Origin of the sequence: Agrobacterium sp. LR_9, assembly GCF_041954855.1 — a bacterium.
Classification (GTDB): Bacteria; Pseudomonadota; Alphaproteobacteria; order Rhizobiales; family Rhizobiaceae; genus Agrobacterium; species Agrobacterium leguminum.
Genome location: NZ_JAVAYA010000004.1, coordinates 119,058 through 137,568 on the forward strand (window position 1 = coordinate 119,058; position 18,511 = coordinate 137,568).

The following is an 18,511-nucleotide window of genomic DNA, read 5'->3' on the forward strand; positions in this document are numbered from 1 at the left end:
AGTTATGTTCAACGTATCGGAAGGAGGTGATCCAATGTCTAGTGAGATTTCGGTCTCTGGTGCAGGCAATGGAAAGGGTGTGTTTTCGACGGGGCAGCCCTCGTTGTAAACCTCTTCTGCCTTCGGAACGTTGAGAAACAGTCCCGGGTCTGTAAACAGGACCAAACTCATGGAAGGGTCGCTTTGGCGGCCCTTTTCCGTTTTTGCTTATTTCTTCGACGATTGGGGAAATCTGCGCCTCGAGTGCCGGTGCGGCAAGCTCGATGCTCGAGGTACTCGTGACACGCCTCTTCCGTCATGCCGGGCTTGACCAGGCATCCAGCCGGCGCGCGTCTGCGCGACGAAAGGACTCCGTTCAGCCCAAAGACTTGGGCTGGCTGGATACCGGCTCAAGGCCGGTATGACGGAGAACTGGGGAGAGCGCCGTATCATCGACCAGCGTTTGCGTTCACGTATTCCTTATTTCTTCCCGAATACCTTCCACCGCGTCGGCCGGAAGCGCAGTTCCGCGCCCACCGCCACGGCGGCGTTGAGCGGCACCTCGATTTCGAGGTGATAGGGTTCATGGCCGTTATTGGCGATGTCGATTTCGGCGATGCGGGTGCCCGCAAGGCGGCGACAGGTGGTGACCTTGCCGTAAAGCGCATCCTTTTCTTGCGTCAGCACCACATCTTCCGGGCGGAAGAAAAGCTCGCCCTCGCCAGAACCGCTTTCATCGATGCCGATGCTTTCGCCCTGGAACAGCACATGGCCGTCGCGGATCGTCACCGGCAGGCTGGAAGATTCGCCGATGAAGGAGAAGACGAAGGGGGAGTTGGGCGTGTCGTAGACGTCATCCGCCGTGCCGACCTGTTCGATCTTGCCCTGGCTCATGACGACGACGCGGTCGGCCAGTTCCAGCGCCTCTTCCTGATCGTGGGTGACGAAAACGGTGGTGTGGCCGGTGCGGTCGTGGAATTCGCGCAGCCAGCGGCGCAGTTCCTTGCGCACCTTGGCATCCAGCGCGCCGAAAGGTTCATCGAGAAGCAGGACCTTTGGCTCGATGGCGACGGCGCGGGCGAGCGCCACGCGCTGGCGCTGGCCACCGGAGAGCTGGGTCGGATAGCGCTTTTCGAGGCCGGAGAGATGCACCATGTCGAGAAGTTCGGATACGCGTTTGCGGATCTCGGCTTTCGGCGGGCGGTTGGCGGAGGGGCGCACCTTGAGGCCGAAAGCGATATTGTCGGCCACCGTCATATGGCGGAACAGGGCGTAATGCTGGAACACGAAACCGACATTGCGCTCCTGCACCGTGCGGTGGGACGCGTCCTCATCACCGAAGAAGATTTGCCCCTGCGTTGGCTGCTCGAGGCCGGCGATGAGACGCAGCAGCGTCGTCTTGCCGGAGCCGGAAGGACCGAGCAGCGCGATCAACTCACCGGAACGAATGTCGAGCGACACATCGTTCAGCGCCGGAAAGCGGTCGAACTGCTTGGTGATGCCGGAAACTTTCACTTCCATGAAGATGCCTTTCAATGCTTGCCGGCTGCGTTGCCCGCGCCAAAGCGTATTTCGAGAATGGTTTTGAGAATGAGCGTCACCAGCGCCAGACCGGCGAGCAGCGTTGCCACCGCAAAGGCCGCGCCCATATTGTACTCATTATAGAGTATCTCGACATGCAGCGGCATGGTGTTGGTCTCACCGCGAATATGGCCCGATACCACCGAGACGGCGCCGAACTCGCCCATGGCGCGGGCGTTGCAGAGCAGCACCCCGTAAAGCAGGCCCCATTTGATGTTGGGCAGCGTGACATACCAGAAGGTCTGCCAGCCGGAAGCGCCAAGCGAAATCGCCGCCTCCTCGTCGCCATTGCCCTGATCCTGCATCAGCGGGATCAGTTCGCGCGCGACGAAAGGAAAGGTGACGAAGATGGTGGCAAGCACGATGCCCGGCACGGCGAAAAGTATCTCGATGCCGTAGCTCTTCAGCCATGGCCCCAACACGCTGTGGGATGAGAACAGGATGACATAGACGAGGCCCGATATGACCGGCGAGATCGAGAACGGCAGGTCGATGAGCGTAATCAGGAAGGCCTTGCCCTTGAACTCGAATTTCGCAATCGCCCAGGCGGCCATTACCCCGAAGATGAGGTTCAGCGGCACGGAAATGGCGGCGACGAGCAGCGTCAGGCGAATGGCGGAGAGTGCATCCGGCTCGACAATCGCCTCCCAGAAGCTTTCCGTGCCCTTGCGGAAGGCTTCGAAGAAGACCGAGACCAGCGGCAGAACCAGAAAGGCGGCGAGGAACACGAAGGCAATCGCGATCAACGCCAGCCGGGCGGGAAAGCTCTCGCTGGCGGGGTCGCGGAACGGCCGGGGGGACGTACGGGAAGCGGTCTCAGACATAACCGTACCTCTTGCGGCTCCAGGCCTGAATGAGATTGATGAGGAACAGCATGGCAAACGAGATGATCAGCATGATGGTGGCGATGCCGGTCGCGGCCGCATAATTGAATTCTTCCAGCCGGATGACGATGAGGAGCGGCGCGATTTCCGAGACATAGGGAATATTGCCGGCGATGAAGATGACCGAGCCATATTCGCCCACACCACGCGCGAAGGCGAGCGCAAAACCCGTGAGGATGGCGGGCGTGAGGCTCGGCAGCAGAACGCGGGTGATGGTCTGGAAACGGTTGGCGCCAAGCGTTGCCGCAACTTCTTCCACCTGCCGGTCGATTTCTTCCATGACCGGCTGCACGGTGCGCACAACAAAGGGCAGGCCGATGAAGATCAGCGCGATGACGATGCCGGTCGGCGTGAAGGCGATCTTGATGCCGAAGGGTTCGAACAGCGAACCGACCCAGCCGCGATTGGCGTAAAGCGTGGTCAGCGCGATACCGGCGACCGCCGTTGGCAGGGCGAAAGGCAGATCGACGATGGCATCGACGAAGCGGCGGCCGGGAAAACGGTAACGCGTCAGCACCCAGGCGACGATGACACCGAAGACCGCGTTGACCAGCGCGGCAAGAAATGCCGTTCCGAAACTGACACGCAGCGCATTCAGCGTGCGGCTATCCGTGGCTATCGCAATGAAATCAGAAAAACCCAGTTTCGCCGTGGACCAGACAAGGCCGCCCAGCGGAATAAGAATGATGAGAAACAGATAGGTCACTGTGTAACCAAGCGTCAGGCCGAAGCCCGGTATGACGCTCGACTGCCGCCATTTCCACCTGTTTCCGGAAGTATTATTGCTCATCAAGGCTCCGGATAATCTTTAGTTTGGCGCATTTCCGGACAGGAAACCGGGGTCCACTTTTCCTGGAAATGCTCTCTGGGAGCCGGCGTTCCCCGGCGCTTATTATAAAGTATCGACCGGCACTGTGTCCGGTCGATCGATTTTTCGTTTCGCTTGTCCCAGCGGACGGACGATCGCTTTTCAGCCTATCATCCGCTTACTTTGCGGGCTTGTAAATCTGGTCGAAGATGCCGCCGTCACCAAAATGTTCAGGCTGCGCCTTGGCCCAACCGCCGAACTGCGGGTCGTCGATGGTGACGAGCTTGATGTCGGGCAGCTGCTTGAGCAGATCCTTGGAGACCACGGCGGGGTTCGACGGGCGGTAAAAGTGCTTCGCCGCGATATTCTGGCCCTCGTCGGAATAGAGATATTGCAGATAGGCTTCCGCCGCCTTGCGGGTGCCCTTGGCATCGACATTGGCGTCCACCACGGCGACCGGCGGTTCGGCAAGGATCGAGATCGGCGGCACGACGATATCGAAGGCGTCAGCGCCGAATTCCTGACCGGCGAGATAGGCCTCGTTTTCCCAGGCGAGCAGCACATCGCCGATCTGGCGCTGGGCGAAGGTGACCGTGGAGCCGCGCGCGCCGGTGTCGAGAACCGGGGCGCGCTTGTAGAGCTCGCCGACATAGGCCTTGATCTTGTCCTTGTCGCCCTTGAACTCTTCATTCGCCCAGGCCCAGGCCGCCAGATAGTTCCAGCGCGCGCCGCCCGATGTTTTCGGGTTCGGCGTCACGATCTGCACGTCGCCCTTCACCAGATCGCCCCAGTTATGGATGCCCTTCGGGTTACCCTTGCGCACCAGGAAAACGATGGTCGAGGTGTAAGGCGAGGAATTATGCGGCAGGCGGGTGCGCCAGTCCTTGTTGATCTTGCCGGAATTCTGGACGATGGCGTCGATATCGCTCTGCAGCGCCAGCGTCACGACATCCGCCTCCAGACCGTCGATGACCGAACGCGCCTGCTTGCCGGAGCCGCCATGCGACTGCTGGATGGTGACGTCCTCGCCGGTATCGGCCTTCCACTTCTTGGCGAAAGCTTCGTTGAAGTCCTTGTAGAGTTCACGGGTCGGATCGTAGGACACGTTGAGCAGCTTGGTCTGCGCGGCGGCCGAGCCAGCTGCGCCAAGTGCCAGTGAGAGGCTAAGCGCAACAACGCTCAAACCGGACAGAAGCTTGGACATCGGTATTCCCTCCTGATTGCGATGGCTTAACTCTACCGGTTGAGTAGAGTTGGTCAATGAGGCCGAATACGATCGAAAAAGTGTTTCCCGAGAGCGTTTTCCCGGGCAACAAATACAGCGCAGCATAAGCGAAAGGCGCAACAAGCGTCGTGTAAAACTTTGCTGAATGCAAAACCGTTTCACATTTTTGACGATTTTTTGCGCTGGCGGCGAAAAATATTATGGGGTTTTAGACGATTTTTTCGTCTGAGCGGTCCGAGGGGATGGGGGGATACATCGTCGCCCAAGTCCGTCGGTTCGGCAGGCTCAAGCTCCCGGTTGTCGCGACGTGCGCTCTCCCGCCCTCATTCCTGTGCTTGTCACAGGAATTCAGCCAGCCCAAGTCCTTGGGCTGAGAGGAGTCTTTTCGCCGCGCAGACGCGCGTCGGCTGGATTCCTGTGACAAGCACAGGAATGAGGGTTGGAGGGGCTGTACTGCACACCTATTGCGCCGAGTGGCTAGGCCGTCAAAAGCTCGGGCACTTCGACACCCGCCACGGCATCGGCGATGGTGGTGTTGAAAAGGATGTTGCGGGTGGCATCGGCCACGCGGGCAAAGACGTGGCGGATCTCGCACTGCTTCTCGCCGTCGCAATCCTCGCAGCGGCGATAGGCGGTCTGCGACAGGCAGGGCAAGGGGGCAAGCGGCCCGTCGATGAGGCGCAGCACCTCGCCGAAGGTGATATCCGCGGCCGGGCGCGCCAAGAGATAACCGCCCTGCTTGCCGCGCCGGCTTTCGACAAGGCGTTCCTTCTTCATTTCGAGAAGGATCTGCTCCAGAAACTTTTTCGGAATGGCCTGTTCGCGGGCGATGTCGGAAATCTGCACAGGACAGGCCCCGTCGGCCTTGGCCAGCGAAAGGAGCGCCCTCAGCGCGTATTTTGCCTTCTGCGAAATCATCGTAAAACCAGTAGACCACAAGCCCGGAAACCCGGCAATTCCGGCTTAGCGCAGAAGTTGTCACAATTCAAATCCAAGCTGCGAAGAAGGTGAACGGGTATCTTTTGCTCATACCCTGCGCGCGTGAGGCATTTTTGCTCTCAAGTGCAGCGCACAAAGACTGTCATTTCTGTTCCAAAGGCCGGATTTCAACAATAATCGGCCATGGAAATCCCGGACGTGACAATGACGATCAATTCAGCAAATGCCTCTGCCGATGCCGCTTCCCTCGACGCCACGCTTGCCGGGCTCGATCTGGCGGGTCGGCTTTCGTTTATCGCCGGCCTCGGCGGGCGGGCGGTCTTCACCACCAGCCTCGGCATCGAGGATCAGGTCATTACGGCCGCCATCGGCACGCATCGCCTGCCGATCGACGTCGTGACGCTCGAAACCGGCCGGCTGTTCAAGGAAACCGTCGATCTCATCGATGAGACCGAAGAGCGTTTCGGTATCGAAATCCGCCGCTTCCGTCCTGAGCAGGACGATATCGACGCTTATGCCGAAAAATACGGTCTGAACGGTTTTTACGAAAGCGTCGAAGCCCGTCACGCCTGCTGTCATGTCAGAAAGCTGATCCCGCTCGGCAAGGCGCTGGAAGGCGCCGCCTTCTGGATCACCGGCCTCAGACGCGGCCAGTCGGGCAATCGCGCCACGACGCCTTTCGCCGAGTTCGATGCGGAGCGCAATCTCATCAAGATCAATCCCCTGGCTGACTGGGACATCGACCTCATCCGGGCGCATGTCGCCCAGGAGAACATTCCCGTCAATCCGTTGCATCAGCGCGGTTACCCCTCCATTGGCTGCGAGCCGTGTACGCGCGCCATCAAGCCCGGCGAGCCTGAGCGCGCCGGACGATGGTGGTGGGAAAACGACGAGAAGCGCGAATGCGGTCTTCACGTCGCCGGTGCGGAGCAGACATCCGCCGTTTCCGCCATCCCGCAACGATAATCATTCAGTACATTCCCGGAGTTCACAATGTCCAACGCAGTCCACGAGACGGACAGCAAGAATACTGTCGCATCCAAGCCGCCGCTCGATCCCCATCTGAAGGCGCTTGAAAACGAAGCTATTCATATTTTCCGCGAAGTCGCCGCCGAATTCGACAAGCCCGTGATGCTCTATTCCATCGGCAAGGATTCATCCGTGCTGCTGCATCTCGCGCGCAAGGCGTTTTTCCCCGGCCGCATTCCCTTCCCGCTGCTGCACGTCAATACCGGCTGGAAGTTCAAGGAAATGATCGAATTCCGCGACAATATCGTCAAGGAATACGATCTCGACCTGATTTCCTACACCAACCCGCGCGGTGCGAGCGAAAACGTAACGCCCTTCACCCACGGTTCGGCGCTTTACACCGACATCATGAAGACCGAAGCGCTGCGCCAGGCGCTCGATGCCGGCCAGTTCGATGCAGCCTTCGGCGGCGCGCGCCGCGATGAGGAGGCGAGCCGCGCCAAGGAACGCATCTATTCCTTCCGCACGCCCGACCATAAATGGGACCCGCGCAACCAGCGCCCGGAACTGTGGAACATCTACAACGGCATGGTCCGCAAGGGCGAAAGCGTGCGCGCCTTCCCGCTCTCCAACTGGACCGAAGTGGACATCTGGCGTTACATCGAGGCGGAAAACATTCCGCTGGTGCCGCTCTATTACGCCGCCGAGCGCCCCTATGTCGAACGCGACGGTATGATGATCCTTGCCGAAGACGAGCGGCTGGAACTGCTGCCCGGCGAAGAGATCAAGCATGGCTCGATCCGCTTCCGCACGCTCGGCTGCTTCCCGCTGACCGGCGCGATCCGGTCCGAGGCGGCGACGCTTCAGGAAGTCATCGCGGAACTCGAAATCGCCACCGTTTCCGAACGGCAGGGCCGCGCGATTGACCGCGACCAGTCCGGCTCGATGGAGAAGAAGAAGCGCGAGGGGTATTTCTGATGAGCGCTGCCGCCGCCAACACCCCCTCTTCCGCAACCATTCTGCCGTTTGCCGAGCATTCGAAGGCGGCGCGCGACACGCGCCCGCTGCGTCTCATCACCTGCGGCAGCGTCGATGACGGCAAATCGACCCTGATCGGCCGTCTTCTCTGGGACACCAAGGCCGTCAAGGAAGACCAGGCCGCGACGCTCCACCGCGACAGTGGCAAGCAGAACGATCTCGGCCTGCCCGATTTCGCGTTGCTGCTCGACGGTCTTCAGGCGGAGCGCGAACAGGGCATCACCATCGATGTCGCCTATCGCTATTTCGCCACCGACCGGCGCGCCTTCATCGTGGCCGACACGCCCGGCCATGAGCAATATACCCGCAACATGGCGACTGGCGCTTCCACCGCCGATCTCGCCGTGCTGCTCGTCGATGCGCGCACCGGCATTCTGGAACAGACACGCCGTCACGCCACCATTGCGGCGCTGATGGGCATCCGGCAATTCGTGCTGGCCGTCAACAAGATCGACCTGACGCATTACGACAAAGCCGGTTTCGAGCTGATCGCCCATGAATTCCGCGATTTCGCGTCCAATCTCGGCATCAAGCAGATCACCGCCATTCCGATGTCGGCGCTGAAGGGTGAAAACGTCGTTCTCTCCGGCAAGGCCTCCATGCCCTGGTATGAAGGCCCGACGCTGGTGGAGACGCTGGAGCTTGCCACGGTGCGCTCCGCGCAATCCGGCGGCTTCCGCCTGCCGGTGCAGCGCGTGTCGCGTCCTGGCGAAAGTTTCCGCGGTTATCAGGGCACGGTTGCCGGCGGTTCGGTAAAGCCGGGCGACAGCGTCGTCGTCCTGCCTTCCGGCATGGTCGCGAATGTCAAGCAGATCGTCACCTTCGATCTGGTGCGCAACGCCGCTGTCGCGGGCGATGCGGTCACGCTCGTCCTCGACCGTCAGGTGGATGTGTCGCGCGGTGACATGATCGTCTCCATCGAGGCGCAGCCGCAGACCGGTCTTGCCTTCGACGCCCAGATCGTGGCGTTGCAGCCGGGCGGCATCGAGGCAGGCAAGCGCTACTGGCTGAAAAGCGGCAGCCGCCGCCAGCGCGTCAGCGTGCAGCCCGTCAGCCAGCTGAACCTGAAGGAAGGCGAATGGCAGGCGCATGAAACCTCGCTGCCGATGAACGCCATCGGCAAGGTGCGGCTTTCCTTCGACGAGACGGCGATCTTCGATCCCTATGAACAGAACCGCTCGACCGGGTCCTTCATTCTGATCGACCCCGACACCAACAACACGGTTGCGGGCGGCATGATCGCCGGCAAGCGCAGCGTCGGTGCGACGGAAGAAAAGGGCGACCGGGTCATTCTCTCGCTGCCCGCCGATCTCGCCGAAAAGCTGCTGGCCAGCGAACTCCTCGCCAAGCACCGCGACGAGATCGACATCCGCCGCACGGACGGCGCAACGGCCGCGCGGCTGATCGGCGATCTGGGCTGACACGCCCCCTCAAACAGACAAAAGGCGACCGTCAAAGCGGTCGCCTTTTTCGTTTCAGAGCCTCTTCCGTGTCAGAGACTGCGGATGGCTTAAAACACGAACATATAAAGCAGAATGATCACGAAGATCGGAACGCCCATAGCCCACAATGCGATACCCTTCAGCATGCTATCCTCCATTGTTGTATGGTTAGATAACGGCTGAGGCGGCTTTCCGATCCATGCCGCTCTCCTGATTTTTACGGGTTGTTTCTCGGCGGCATAAAAGCTGTTTGTTCATTCGACGTTCATGCACGAAAGACGAATTTGCATGCGGTCGCTCCGCCAAGCGGCCCAACAGAGGCTCGTTGTTTGAAAAAGCAGCGGGCCTCTTTTTGATCGCGATAAGTTGATCGCGAGGATGCCCCTGAAATTCAGGGCTCATGACGGTGATGGATAACTTCTTGGATTGTGAAGAAGAATTGAGGCTTCTAAGACGATTCCTGTCGCGCGTCCCCTGAAACAGGCCGCGACATTGAGGCCTGGCGCTTGGCGGAGCGACGGGCCTCTTTTGTTGGGGTGCCCGGTGGCGACAAACAAAGCCCGGCGAAGCGATCCATCTGCTGTTTGACGGCGACGATTCGCATCCGTGAGCGGATGCGGAAAGAAACACTCTCTCCCAAAACGCATACCGGTTGAAGAACGGCGATTTGAACGCAGTTATTCGCCCCAGCGCCCTGATTTTCAGGCGCGAGCGGCGAATGCAGTCCAGCCGAAACGGGTTTTCACAGGTCCGGTTTCGGTGCGAGATTTCGATTGAGAATTTTCGGGATGAGTTGCAAGCCGCTGTAACTATTGGGCTTCAAGCTGGTCGGAGTGAGAGGATTCGAACCTCCGACCCCCACGTCCCGAACGTGGTGCGCTACCAGACTGCGCTACACTCCGTGACCAGCGGCGCTTCTATAGACCAGCCTCCGGCATTCGACAAGCGGCTTATTGCATTTTTTGTGACAAGTTTTTTCCATCTGTTGAAACAACCCTGCCAGGAGCCTGTGGCGCCGGCTGGAAGGCCTCAAAACGTTACAAAAAAGCAATTGTGGCAGGAAATTTTCATCGAGCCGCATACCTCCCCTGCCCCCCGTCTCCAAATCTGCTAGGGGAACGGAATGACCGGCGGGAAGCCGGACACGGCACAAAGGACATTTCACCATGCTATCTCGCAGCGTAACGCTTGCAGCGTTTGCCATTGCGCTCTCGGCCTGCACCACTTCCACGGGCGGCTCCACTCCCTCTTTCACCCAGAAGAGCCCCGTTGAGACCCGCTGGGTCGGCCAGTCCGCAGGCATTTTCTTCGCAAAATTCGGCCCGCCGCTCAGCGATACGGAAACCGGCAGCTCCACCGTCTATAACTGGCGCGGGGGCTACAGAAAGGCCACCATTCCGGCCAGGTTCGAAGAAGGCAAGGATGGCAAGAAGGGTCGCCAGATCTCGCCCGCCCGCACCGCCTCGCTCTCCTGCACGGTGCAGCTCGTCGTTTCCAGCGATTACAAGATTACCGCCGTGCGCACGGTTTCCGACCGCCCCGGCGTCAACGGCCCGAGCTATTGCGCGGAATTCCTCGCCGCAGACTGATCTTCGGCCACAGGCCAGATGCAGCAAGGCCCGCTTGAACTGGCGGGCCTTTTCACTTTTTTCGGGATTATTGTCATTTTTCTGAAAAAAATTTTGCCTATAGCCGCACCCTGCCGCCCGTGATGCGCCGAAAACAGCGTTATATCCGCCTTTGCGCGATATCCCGCTGACAGAACCCTTTCAACCGTTTGAAAGCGCCGTCTAATCTTCGCCGTCATAAAAATGACGATCGGCAAAACCGCAAAATTGGCCGTTGCGGCCATATGTCCCTGCAAAATCCCTGCAAAACTGCTTGAACTGGAGTAAAAGAGTCCGGGTTGTGTCGGTTTGCGCTTTGCTGTAACGGGGCGAACGGGAGGAATGTTTTTAACACAAAACAAGAATCAGGTATGGCCGTGACTCCCATCGATCAAGACAAATCCCAGCTCACTGATCTTTCGCAGGAAACATCCCTTTCCAACGCATTTCCCATGAACCGCCGACAGGTTCTGGGCGGCGCGCTTGCCGGCATTGCCGCAGCGGCGCTGCCAGTTACACCTCTTCTCGCCAACACGGCTGCCAAGAAGGTCGATGTGCTTTTGATCGGCGGCGGCATCATGAGCGCGACGCTCGGTGTTTGGCTGCGTGAACTAGAGCCCACCTGGTCGATGCAGATGCTGGAGCGGCTGGATGGCGTGGCGCTTGAAAGCTCGAACGGCTGGAACAATGCCGGCACCGGCCATTCGGCGCTTGCCGAGCTCAACTACACGCCGGAAGACGACAACGGCAACATCAAGATCACCCAGGCCGTCAACATCAACGAATCCTTCCAGATTTCCCGGCAATTCTGGGCATGGCAGGTGCGCAACGGCGTTTTGAAGAACCCACGTTCCTTCATCAACCACACGCCGCATATGAGCTTCGTCTGGGGTGACGAGAACGTCGCCTATCTGGAAAAGCGCTATCAGGCGCTCAAAGCCAGCCCGCTTTTCGCCGGCATGGAATATTCCACCGATCCCGAGCAGATCAAGAAGTGGGTGCCGCTGATGATGGAAGGCCGCGATCCTTCCCAGAAGATCGGCGCGACGTGGTCGCCGCTCGGCACCGACATGGAATTCGGCGAAATCACCCGGCAATTCGTCTCCCATCTGCAGGGTGACCAGAATTTCGACCTGCAGGTCAATAGCGAGGTTTCCGACATCCAGCGCAATGCCGATGGCAGCTGGCGCGTGACCTATACCAACACCAAGACCGATGCCGAACAGGTGGTGGATGCGAAATTCGTGTTCATCGGTGCTGGCGGCGGCGCGCTGCATCTGCTGCAGATGTCCGGCATCCCGGAAGCCGATGACTATGCCGGCTTCCCGGTGGGCGGCTCATTCCTCATCAACGAAAACCCCGACGTGACGATGCAGCATCTTGCCAAGGCTTACGGCAAGGCCTCGGTCGGCTCGCCGCCCATGTCGGTGCCGCATCTCGATACCCGCGTGCTGGGCGGCAAGCGCGTCATCCTGTTCGGACCTTTCGCCACCTTCTCCACCAAGTTCCTGAAGGAAGGCTCCTATTTCGATCTCGTCTCCTCCGTCACCACCAGCAATGCCTGGCCGATGGTGCGGGTGGGGATCGATGAATATCCGCTGGTGGAATATCTCGCCGGCCAGCTGATGATGTCGGATGACGACCGTTTTGCCGCGCTGAAGGAATATTTCCCGAATGCCAAGCAGGGCGAATGGCGCCTGTGGCAGGCCGGCCAGCGCGTGCAGATCATCAAGCGCGACGAAGAAAAGGGCGGCGTGCTACGGCTCGGCACCGAAGTCGTCGCCGCCAGGGACGGCAGCATCGCCGGCCTGCTCGGCGCCTCGCCGGGTGCTTCCACCGCCGCCCCGATCATGCTCAGCGTTCTGGAAAAGGTCTTCAAGGACAAGGTGGCAACACCGGAATGGCAGGCCAAGATCCGCCAGATCGTGCCGAGCTACGGCACGAAGCTCAATGACGACCCGGAAAAGGTGCAGCAGGAATGGGCCTATACCGCCGAACACCTGCAGCTGCCCACCCCGCCGCAGATCGACCTTGAGGCGCTGAAGGGCGCCGGTGCGGCGCCTGCGGGTGCGCCGGTGAAGAAGGTGCCGGATATCGCGCTTTAAGGCCTGGCTGCGATTTAGGATTGAACGCCGCGTGTCTCTGGATGCGCGGCGTTTTTTGTTGATGCACGCCTTTCCCGCACTCACCCTTGGGCTTGCCCCGAGAATGACGGAGGACAGGTTTTCGCGCTCAACGGTATCCTGGGTTATAGCGTGGCGTGGTAAGCCGACCATCATCGGATGACGGTCAGGTCACCTTCGGATACCGTTGGAGCGTTACGAGGGGACGCCTGTGGCTTCTGCTGTTTTTCGCTGAGCCCCCGAACTTCTCCTGAAGTTTCCTTGCATGGTCTCAAGCACGGAGTGAAGATGGGCGGCGCGGAAGACGAGCTTAGCGCCGCGCAATCGCAATCAGGACTTCATGTTCAGCAACTCAGGAAAATTATAGTAACGCAATCGCTTGTCGCGGCAGCGGTAGTCATTCTTTGACGCGTCCACGCTCACATTCTGGTACAAGGCTATGCCAATATACGACCAATTGGGATTGGAACGTTCTGCTGTCCGCGTGCAAAAAGCGTAAATCTGCTTTGCGGGATCGAGCAACACTACGCTCGAAATCTCGGCTTTCGTGAAATCCCCGGGTTTAATGGTTCCGCGCAGGACGCCCACATAGTCCCGTTTAATCGATCTGGTAGGAGGACGCTGCGAATCCAAAACAGATTGTGGTGCCGGTGTCTGGCAGCCAGCCAGCGTCATCACTGCTGCACAGAGTAGTAAAGTCGTCTTCATTCAATTAAATCCCCAAAAGGCAAGGCATAAGACGCACACCATATCCTACGAATATTGCGATAATATTCGCAACGCACAGGTATCCACAGCCGATAGTATCAAGGTCACTCTTCGGTAGTCCGGGCAATAACCATTTATCAATGAGGTTGCGGCGCGCGCTTCCAGCTTCCTCACCTCCGATGATGACGCCGCTAGCTGCTTGGCAGAAAGTGGGCGACTATCACTCACGCAACATAGGTGGTCGAAAGAGTTCAAATCTTGCCGCAAACGGGGTACATAGTGAGGTACTCACTGAGGTACGCATCTACGTCTAAGTCTTTTATTTAACTGCGGTAAGAAAATTTGGCTGGGGCGCCAGGATTCGAACCTGGGAATGCCGGTACCAAAAACCGGTGCCTTACCGCTTGGCGACGCCCCAACAGGGCAGCGATGGCGAAACGCCGCTGCCTGAACCGCGCCTGATTAGCAAAGCCTGCCCGGCCCGGCAATGACCCGGCGACTTATTTTTTCACAAAATTCAAGCTTTTTGGGTGCCGTGGCGAAGTTCGCATGTTAGGGCTTGGCGATGGCGCGGTTGAGGCTGCGGCTCAAGCTGGCATGGCATTTTTCAGGAGGTCTCGATGGCGGACCCGGCATTCGATCTCGATTTTCAGCCGGCCTATGGCGAGGCGGTTCCTGTCGCTCCGCTGATCCAGCGCATCACCGTCAACAATCCCTCCGCCTTCACCTTCCATGGCACCAACTCCTATATTGTCGGCGACCGTTCCGTCGCCGTCATCGATCCGGGCCCGGAGGATGAGGCGCATTTTCAGGCGCTGATGGCGGCGCTGACGGGCCGCGAGGTCACCCATATCTTCGTCAGCCATACGCACCGCGATCACTCGCCGCTTGCCCGGCGACTGAAGGAGGCGACCGGGGCGATAACGGTGGCCGAGGGTCCACACCGTGCCGCCCGCCCGCTGCACACGGGTGAGACAAACCCCTTTGCCGAAAGTTCCGATACGGCTTTTGTGCCCGATATCGCGCTTGGCGATGGCCAAAGCCTTTCCGGCGACGGGTGGCGGCTTACCGCGCTGCATACGCCGGGACACACGGCCAACCACGCCGCCTTCGCGCTTGATGGCAGCGGTATCGTCTTTTCCGCCGATCATGTGATGGCCTGGGCCACCACCATCGTCGCGCCGCCGGATGGGGCGATGAGCGATTACATGGCCTCGCTGGAACGGCTGCTGACCCGCGACGACCGGCTGTTCCTGCCCGGCCATGGCGGCCCGGTCACCGATCCCGCCGCCTTCATGCGGGGCTTGCGCGCCCATCGCCGCATGCGGGAAAAGGCGGTTCTGAAGCGTATCCGCGAAGGCGACCGGCTGATCGCCGATATGGTGAAGGTGATCTACGCCAGCACCGACAAGCGCCTGCATGGCGCGGCTGCACTTTCCGTGCTGGCGCATATCGAAGACCTGATCGAAAAGGGCGAGGTACACACGGATGGTGCGCCTTCGCTGCTGGGTGAGTATTTTCCGGCCTGACAGGTTTTGAGGCGCTAATTATCGAGATGCTTTCGTCGTTCGCCGCCCCGTTGGATGGAGACCGAGCGGATGCCACTTGTTTCTTCTCCCCGAGGGGGAGAAGTCCGCGGCAGCGGGATGAGGGGGCAAGGGTAGATGTGTTCGGAGAGGGCTCCCCCTCATCCGGCCCTTCGGGCCACCTTCTCCCCCTCGGGGAGAAGAAACAGGCGGCACACTCTCGTTTCTCATCGAAATGAAAGCGTAGCGTCAGCTACACATCAATTGTCGTTCAACCCCTGCATCTCCGCATCCAGCGCATCGAGATAGGCTTCGGCAATCGCAGCGCCCATGCCGAGATCGTGCGGGCCGTAGCGGGAGGCGACGCGGACATCGACGATGGTGGTTTCGGCCTCTTCCTTGAGGCGGATGAGGATATCGAAACGCAGGCCCCAGATGCGCGTGCGGGTTTCGCCCTGCATCAGCACCACGCCGCTACCGTTAAAGAAGGTGGGCAAAGGCGCGTCCGTCGGGCGGGCCATGGGCACCGGCACGATGGAGGGCAGATCCTCGACCGGCCCTTCTTCCGAAGGCTGCGTCCTGTCCTGCTCCGGAACGCCGACGGAGGGCGCATCTTCCGCCCCGATCACGCCCTTCGTGTGAGCGATGCGGATATTCTGGGCGGCGGCCATTTTTTTGGCGGCGGCGTAGATGCGGTCGATTGCGCCTTCATAACGGCGGCCGGCGAGGCTGGCATAGGCTTCGGTTTGCGCGTCGCGGTCTTCCTTGGTGATAGTCGCGGGCCGCACCAGCCATTGCTGGTTGGCGGCGGGCGTCACCAGCCATTCCGGCACGTCGGTGAGATCGGTGGAGATGTCGTAAATCTTCGGCTGCTGCCAATAAAGAAAAGCGCCGTAACCGACCACGCCGAGCGGCAGGGCCGAGAGAAGCAGCGCCGCCAGCGCCGAAAGGCCGCCGCGTGCGCCCTTTGTCCACAGCCGCTCAAGCCCGATCAACGCCAGAAGTACGGCCGCGAGAGCGATGCCAGCGGCGATAATGAGGAGACCGACAAGATCTGGCGTCGTCAGCGGCCCGAAACGATGAATGCCGGCGGCGATGAGAAACAGCACAAGCGCCGCAAGACCCAGATAGCGGGAAAGATAGGCTGCAACCGAAAAAGGCCGGACGAAACGCACAGTCATGAAAGCGGATATCCGTTAGATCGCATTGGCTAAAAAGCGTTGCACCCGAATTCTGGCAGGGAATCACCTGCATATGATGTCATAGACCGGATTTGCGGCGAGGAAAACAAAGGAGGAGGCGATCCCTACGCTAAAGCGCGCGAACTTCTCCGTCATGCCGGTCGCCGGAACAAGCCCGAGGATGATCCGGCATCCAGCCACGCTGCGCCGTGAGGAATGAGTCTTTTGCGATCAAGGACTTGATCGCGCTGGACCCCGGATCAGGTCCGGGGTGACGGAATATCTATAGGTTTTAGGCCTCTGACGTCGAAGGCAACAAGAAGCGGGATATTTTTCCGCATTGTCGCTACTTAAGAGAATTATTCCCCGACAACGCAACAAATACGCACGTTCATCCCTTAATTGCTGAGGAAATCGGCGTATTCTCGGCGACCTCCCTCGAGAATGCGTGTAAAAAGTGCAACATTCTCGTTTTCTTGCACAATAAAGAGACATGTCATGTCACAGGCAACGACGTCCGCCGGCCCCTCCGGGCCTAAACCTTTTTATCGCAATTTCGGCTTTCAGGTTCTGATCGCCATGGTCATCGGCCTGCTGCTCGGGCTCGTTGCGCGCAACATCGGTCCCGATGCCGCCGGCAGCCCCAACTGGCTTTCGGTGACACTGCAAACCATCGGCAGCATTTTCGTGCAGCTTTTGCGCGCGCTGGTTCCGCCGCTGATCTTCACGGCCATCGTCGCCTCCATCGCCAATCTCAAGAACCTCTCCAATGCGGCGAAGCTTGTGTGGCAGACACTTCTCTGGTTCGCCATCACGGCACTGATCGCCGTCGTCATCGGCATCGTGCTCGGCCTTGTCATTCAGCCCGGTGTCAACACGGCGATTGCCAATACGGCAGCGGCGGCACCCTCTTCCACCGGCTCCTGGCTGGATTTCCTGAAGGGGCTGATCCCGGCCAATGTCTTCGGCCTCGAAGCGTCTACCAAGCTCAATAATGGCGCGGCCAGCACCTCGTTGAACTTCAACGTGCTGCAGCTGCTCGTGGTGTCGATCGCCTTCGGCGTCGCGGCGCTGAAAGCGGGCAAGGCGGCGGAGCCGTTCCTCGCCTTCAACCAGTCGCTGCTCGCCATCGTGCGCAAAATCCTGTGGTGGGTCATCCGCCTCACCCCCATCGGCACCATCGGCCTGCTCGGCCGCGCGGTCGATCAATATGGTTGGACGACGCTGTCGCAGCTCGGCTGGTACGCGGCGGCCGTTTATATCGGTCTCGCACTGGTGCTTTTCGTGGTCTATCCGGCGCTGCTGATCGCCCATGGCCTGAAGCCGTCGCGCTTCTTTGCGGGCGCATGGCCGGCCATCCAGCTCGCCTTCGTGTCGCGTTCCTCCATCGGCACGCTGCCCGTCACCGAAACCGTGACGGAAAAGAGCCTCGGCGTGCCGCGCGAATATGCCGCCTTCTCCGTGCCGCTCGGCGCCACCACCAAGATGGATGGCTGCGCCGCCATATATCCGGCGATTTCGGCGATCTTCATCGCGCAGTTCTTTCAGGTGCCGCTCGGCATTCAGGAATATGTGCTGATCGTCTTCGTCTCCGTGCTCGGTTCCGCCGCAACGGCAGGCCTCACGGGTGCCGTGGTGATGCTGACGCTGACGCTCTCCACGCTCGGCCTGCCGCTGGAAGGTGTGGGCCTGCTGCTCGCCATCGACCCGATCCTCGACATGGGCCGCACGGCGGTCAACGTCGCCGGCCAGGCGCTGGTGCCCACCATCGTCGCCAAGCGCGAGGGCATTCTGGATGAAGCCGTCTATAACAACGCCAAGGATATCGACGCACTCGACGACCGGGAAGCCGCGCCGGCCTGACGGCGACAATCATGGGGCGTTTCCGGAACAGGGAGACGCCCCATGCGGACCACTCTCTTTCTTCCCTGATAGTTTGGGGTTGACGGTGCCAATTTGATCGATAGCGATAACGGCACGGGCAATAGCGCAATTTAGAGCGGAAACTGTGCATGGCGAAACGCAACTGGATTTATGTCGGCTTGCTCGCTTTCATCTCACTCGGGCTTCTGATCGATGCGGCCGTCTGGCCTGCCGGGCCTCCAGCATCCTTTACCGCAAACGATCTGGTGCAGATGATCGGCATCATCACGCTATTTGCCTGGTGGCAGATAGAGGATGCCGAAAAGCGGGACCTCCGGCGCAGCTCCGCCGCCAAAATCACCACCGTTCTGCTCGCACCCATCGGGCTTGCGATTTACCTTTATCAAACCCGCCGGTGGACCCGAGCCACGCTCGGCCTCTTCGCCTTTATCGGCGGCATCGTCCTCATCGCCATCCTCACGGTTCTGCTCGGCGACTGGCTCATTCAACAGGGTTTGTTCCCGCCGTCTTTCCTGCGTGATTCCTGAGCAGCGGGAGCATGTGAGATTTTACGACCCCACGCCGCCTGACACCGATATCGCCGCCGCCTGCCAAGCCATTCTCCATGACGGATTGAT

The 18,511-nt window shown here is 59.9% G+C and carries 15 protein-coding genes and 2 tRNA genes; 8 read left to right on the forward strand and 9 right to left on the reverse strand.

Annotated features, from left to right (window positions below; translation table 11 throughout):
* Nucleotides 1-459: 459 nt before the first annotated feature.
* From RAC79_RS06950 to RAC79_RS06970, 5 genes are all read right to left on the reverse strand, one after another.
* The gene (locus tag RAC79_RS06950) at nucleotides 460-1,500 is read right to left on the reverse strand and encodes a sulfate/molybdate ABC transporter ATP-binding protein (protein ID WP_078051130.1); all 1,041 of its coding nucleotides are present in this window, start codon (nucleotides 1,498-1,500) and stop codon (nucleotides 460-462) included.
* An 11-nt stretch (nucleotides 1,501-1,511) separates the two neighbouring features.
* The gene (cysW, locus tag RAC79_RS06955) at nucleotides 1,512-2,384 is read right to left on the reverse strand and encodes a sulfate ABC transporter permease subunit CysW (protein ID WP_080856056.1); all 873 of its coding nucleotides are present in this window, start codon (nucleotides 2,382-2,384) and stop codon (nucleotides 1,512-1,514) included.
* Nucleotides 2,377-3,234, reverse strand: coding sequence for a sulfate ABC transporter permease subunit CysT (gene cysT / locus RAC79_RS06960; RefSeq protein ID WP_003494311.1), 858 nt, complete (start codon nucleotides 3,232-3,234; stop codon nucleotides 2,377-2,379). Before cysT ends, cysW begins: the two co-directional genes overlap by 8 nt.
* Before the next feature lie 196 nt (nucleotides 3,235-3,430).
* Nucleotides 3,431-4,456, reverse strand: a complete 1,026-nt coding sequence (locus RAC79_RS06965) for a sulfate ABC transporter substrate-binding protein (RefSeq protein ID WP_065654285.1) — start codon at nucleotides 4,454-4,456, stop codon at nucleotides 3,431-3,433.
* A 498-nt stretch (nucleotides 4,457-4,954) separates the two neighbouring features.
* On the reverse strand, nucleotides 4,955-5,395 hold the full coding sequence (locus RAC79_RS06970) for an Rrf2 family transcriptional regulator (RefSeq protein WP_003520468.1): 441 nt from the start codon (nucleotides 5,393-5,395) through the stop codon (nucleotides 4,955-4,957).
* 204 nt (nucleotides 5,396-5,599) lie between these two features.
* On the opposite strand from RAC79_RS06970, the gene RAC79_RS06975 reads away from it, so the two are divergent.
* From RAC79_RS06975 to cysN, 3 genes are read left to right on the forward strand one after another with little or no spacing between them, the layout of a single operon-like run.
* A complete protein-coding gene (locus RAC79_RS06975; RefSeq protein WP_161987652.1) occupies nucleotides 5,600-6,382 on the forward strand; it encodes a phosphoadenylyl-sulfate reductase in 783 nt (260 codons plus the stop codon).
* A 27-nt stretch (nucleotides 6,383-6,409) separates the two neighbouring features.
* The gene (cysD, locus tag RAC79_RS06980; RefSeq protein WP_003520470.1) at nucleotides 6,410-7,363 is read left to right on the forward strand and encodes a sulfate adenylyltransferase subunit CysD; all 954 of its coding nucleotides are present in this window, start codon (nucleotides 6,410-6,412) and stop codon (nucleotides 7,361-7,363) included.
* Nucleotides 7,363-8,844, forward strand: a complete 1,482-nt coding sequence (gene cysN / locus RAC79_RS06985; RefSeq protein WP_127756230.1) for a sulfate adenylyltransferase subunit CysN — start codon at nucleotides 7,363-7,365, stop codon at nucleotides 8,842-8,844. Before cysD ends, cysN begins: the two co-directional genes overlap by 1 nt.
* Nucleotides 8,845-9,690: 846 nt before the next feature.
* Here cysN and RAC79_RS06990 read toward each other — a convergent pair.
* Nucleotides 9,691-9,767, reverse strand: a tRNA-Pro gene (locus RAC79_RS06990).
* Nucleotides 9,768-10,031: 264 nt separating this feature from the next.
* On the opposite strand from RAC79_RS06990, the gene RAC79_RS06995 reads away from it, so the two are divergent.
* A complete protein-coding gene (locus RAC79_RS06995; RefSeq protein WP_080856053.1) occupies nucleotides 10,032-10,454 on the forward strand; it encodes a hypothetical protein in 423 nt (140 codons plus the stop codon).
* A 389-nt stretch (nucleotides 10,455-10,843) separates the two neighbouring features.
* Nucleotides 10,844-12,577, forward strand: a complete 1,734-nt coding sequence (mqo, locus tag RAC79_RS07000; RefSeq protein ID WP_164865343.1) for a malate dehydrogenase (quinone) — start codon at nucleotides 10,844-10,846, stop codon at nucleotides 12,575-12,577.
* 348 nt (nucleotides 12,578-12,925) lie between these two features.
* Here mqo and RAC79_RS07005 read toward each other — a convergent pair whose 3' ends face one another.
* Together RAC79_RS07005 and RAC79_RS07010 are read right to left on the reverse strand one after the other, a co-directional pair.
* The gene (locus RAC79_RS07005; RefSeq protein WP_142843923.1) at nucleotides 12,926-13,303 is read right to left on the reverse strand and encodes a hypothetical protein; all 378 of its coding nucleotides are present in this window, start codon (nucleotides 13,301-13,303) and stop codon (nucleotides 12,926-12,928) included.
* Between the two features lie 343 nt (nucleotides 13,304-13,646).
* Nucleotides 13,647-13,721, reverse strand: a tRNA-Gln gene (locus RAC79_RS07010).
* 202 nt (nucleotides 13,722-13,923) lie between these two features.
* On the opposite strand from RAC79_RS07010, the gene RAC79_RS07015 reads away from it, so the two are divergent.
* Nucleotides 13,924-14,832, forward strand: a complete 909-nt coding sequence (locus RAC79_RS07015) for an MBL fold metallo-hydrolase (protein WP_142843943.1) — start codon at nucleotides 13,924-13,926, stop codon at nucleotides 14,830-14,832.
* Nucleotides 14,833-15,089: 257 nt separating this feature from the next.
* On the opposite strand, the gene RAC79_RS07020 is transcribed toward RAC79_RS07015, so the two are convergent.
* Nucleotides 15,090-16,010, reverse strand: coding sequence for a DUF1499 domain-containing protein (locus tag RAC79_RS07020; RefSeq protein WP_174038888.1), 921 nt, complete (start codon nucleotides 16,008-16,010; stop codon nucleotides 15,090-15,092).
* A 498-nt stretch (nucleotides 16,011-16,508) separates the two neighbouring features.
* Here RAC79_RS07020 and RAC79_RS07025 point away from each other — a divergent pair, with 498 nt between their 5' ends.
* Together RAC79_RS07025 and RAC79_RS07030 are read left to right on the forward strand one after the other, a co-directional pair.
* The gene (locus tag RAC79_RS07025; protein WP_149742291.1) at nucleotides 16,509-17,873 is read left to right on the forward strand and encodes a dicarboxylate/amino acid:cation symporter; all 1,365 of its coding nucleotides are present in this window, start codon (nucleotides 16,509-16,511) and stop codon (nucleotides 17,871-17,873) included.
* Between the two features lie 149 nt (nucleotides 17,874-18,022).
* Nucleotides 18,023-18,421, forward strand: a complete 399-nt coding sequence (locus RAC79_RS07030; RefSeq protein WP_174038887.1) for a hypothetical protein — start codon at nucleotides 18,023-18,025, stop codon at nucleotides 18,419-18,421.
* Nucleotides 18,422-18,511: the final 90 nt, after the last annotated feature.

Excerpts from the sequence above, each read along its gene's own strand:
- RAC79_RS07025 (WP_149742291.1), top strand. The coding sequence starts at position 16,509 with ATGTCACAGGCAACGACGTCCGCCGGCCCCTCCGGGCCTAAACCTTTT.
- RAC79_RS06965 (WP_065654285.1), bottom strand. The coding sequence starts at position 4,456 with ATGTCCAAGCTTCTGTCCGGTTTGAGCGTTGTTGCGCTTAGCCTCTCA.
- cysW (WP_080856056.1), bottom strand. The coding sequence starts at position 2,384 with ATGTCTGAGACCGCTTCCCGTACGTCCCCCCGGCCGTTCCGCGACCCC.
- RAC79_RS06995 (WP_080856053.1), top strand. The coding sequence starts at position 10,032 with ATGCTATCTCGCAGCGTAACGCTTGCAGCGTTTGCCATTGCGCTCTCG.
- cysD (WP_003520470.1), top strand. The coding sequence starts at position 6,410 with ATGTCCAACGCAGTCCACGAGACGGACAGCAAGAATACTGTCGCATCC.
- RAC79_RS06975 (WP_161987652.1), top strand. The coding sequence starts at position 5,600 with ATGGAAATCCCGGACGTGACAATGACGATCAATTCAGCAAATGCCTCT.
- RAC79_RS06970 (WP_003520468.1), bottom strand. The coding sequence starts at position 5,395 with ATGATTTCGCAGAAGGCAAAATACGCGCTGAGGGCGCTCCTTTCGCTG.
- RAC79_RS06950 (WP_078051130.1), bottom strand. The coding sequence starts at position 1,500 with ATGGAAGTGAAAGTTTCCGGCATCACCAAGCAGTTCGACCGCTTTCCG.
- cysN (WP_127756230.1), top strand. The coding sequence starts at position 7,363 with ATGAGCGCTGCCGCCGCCAACACCCCCTCTTCCGCAACCATTCTGCCG.
- RAC79_RS07005 (WP_142843923.1), bottom strand. The coding sequence starts at position 13,303 with ATGAAGACGACTTTACTACTCTGTGCAGCAGTGATGACGCTGGCTGGC.
- RAC79_RS07015 (WP_142843943.1), top strand. The coding sequence starts at position 13,924 with ATGGCGGACCCGGCATTCGATCTCGATTTTCAGCCGGCCTATGGCGAG.
- mqo (WP_164865343.1), top strand. The coding sequence starts at position 10,844 with ATGGCCGTGACTCCCATCGATCAAGACAAATCCCAGCTCACTGATCTT.
- RAC79_RS07020 (WP_174038888.1), bottom strand. The coding sequence starts at position 16,010 with ATGACTGTGCGTTTCGTCCGGCCTTTTTCGGTTGCAGCCTATCTTTCC.
- cysT (WP_003494311.1), bottom strand. The coding sequence starts at position 3,234 with ATGAGCAATAATACTTCCGGAAACAGGTGGAAATGGCGGCAGTCGAGC.
- RAC79_RS07030 (WP_174038887.1), top strand. The coding sequence starts at position 18,023 with ATGGCGAAACGCAACTGGATTTATGTCGGCTTGCTCGCTTTCATCTCA.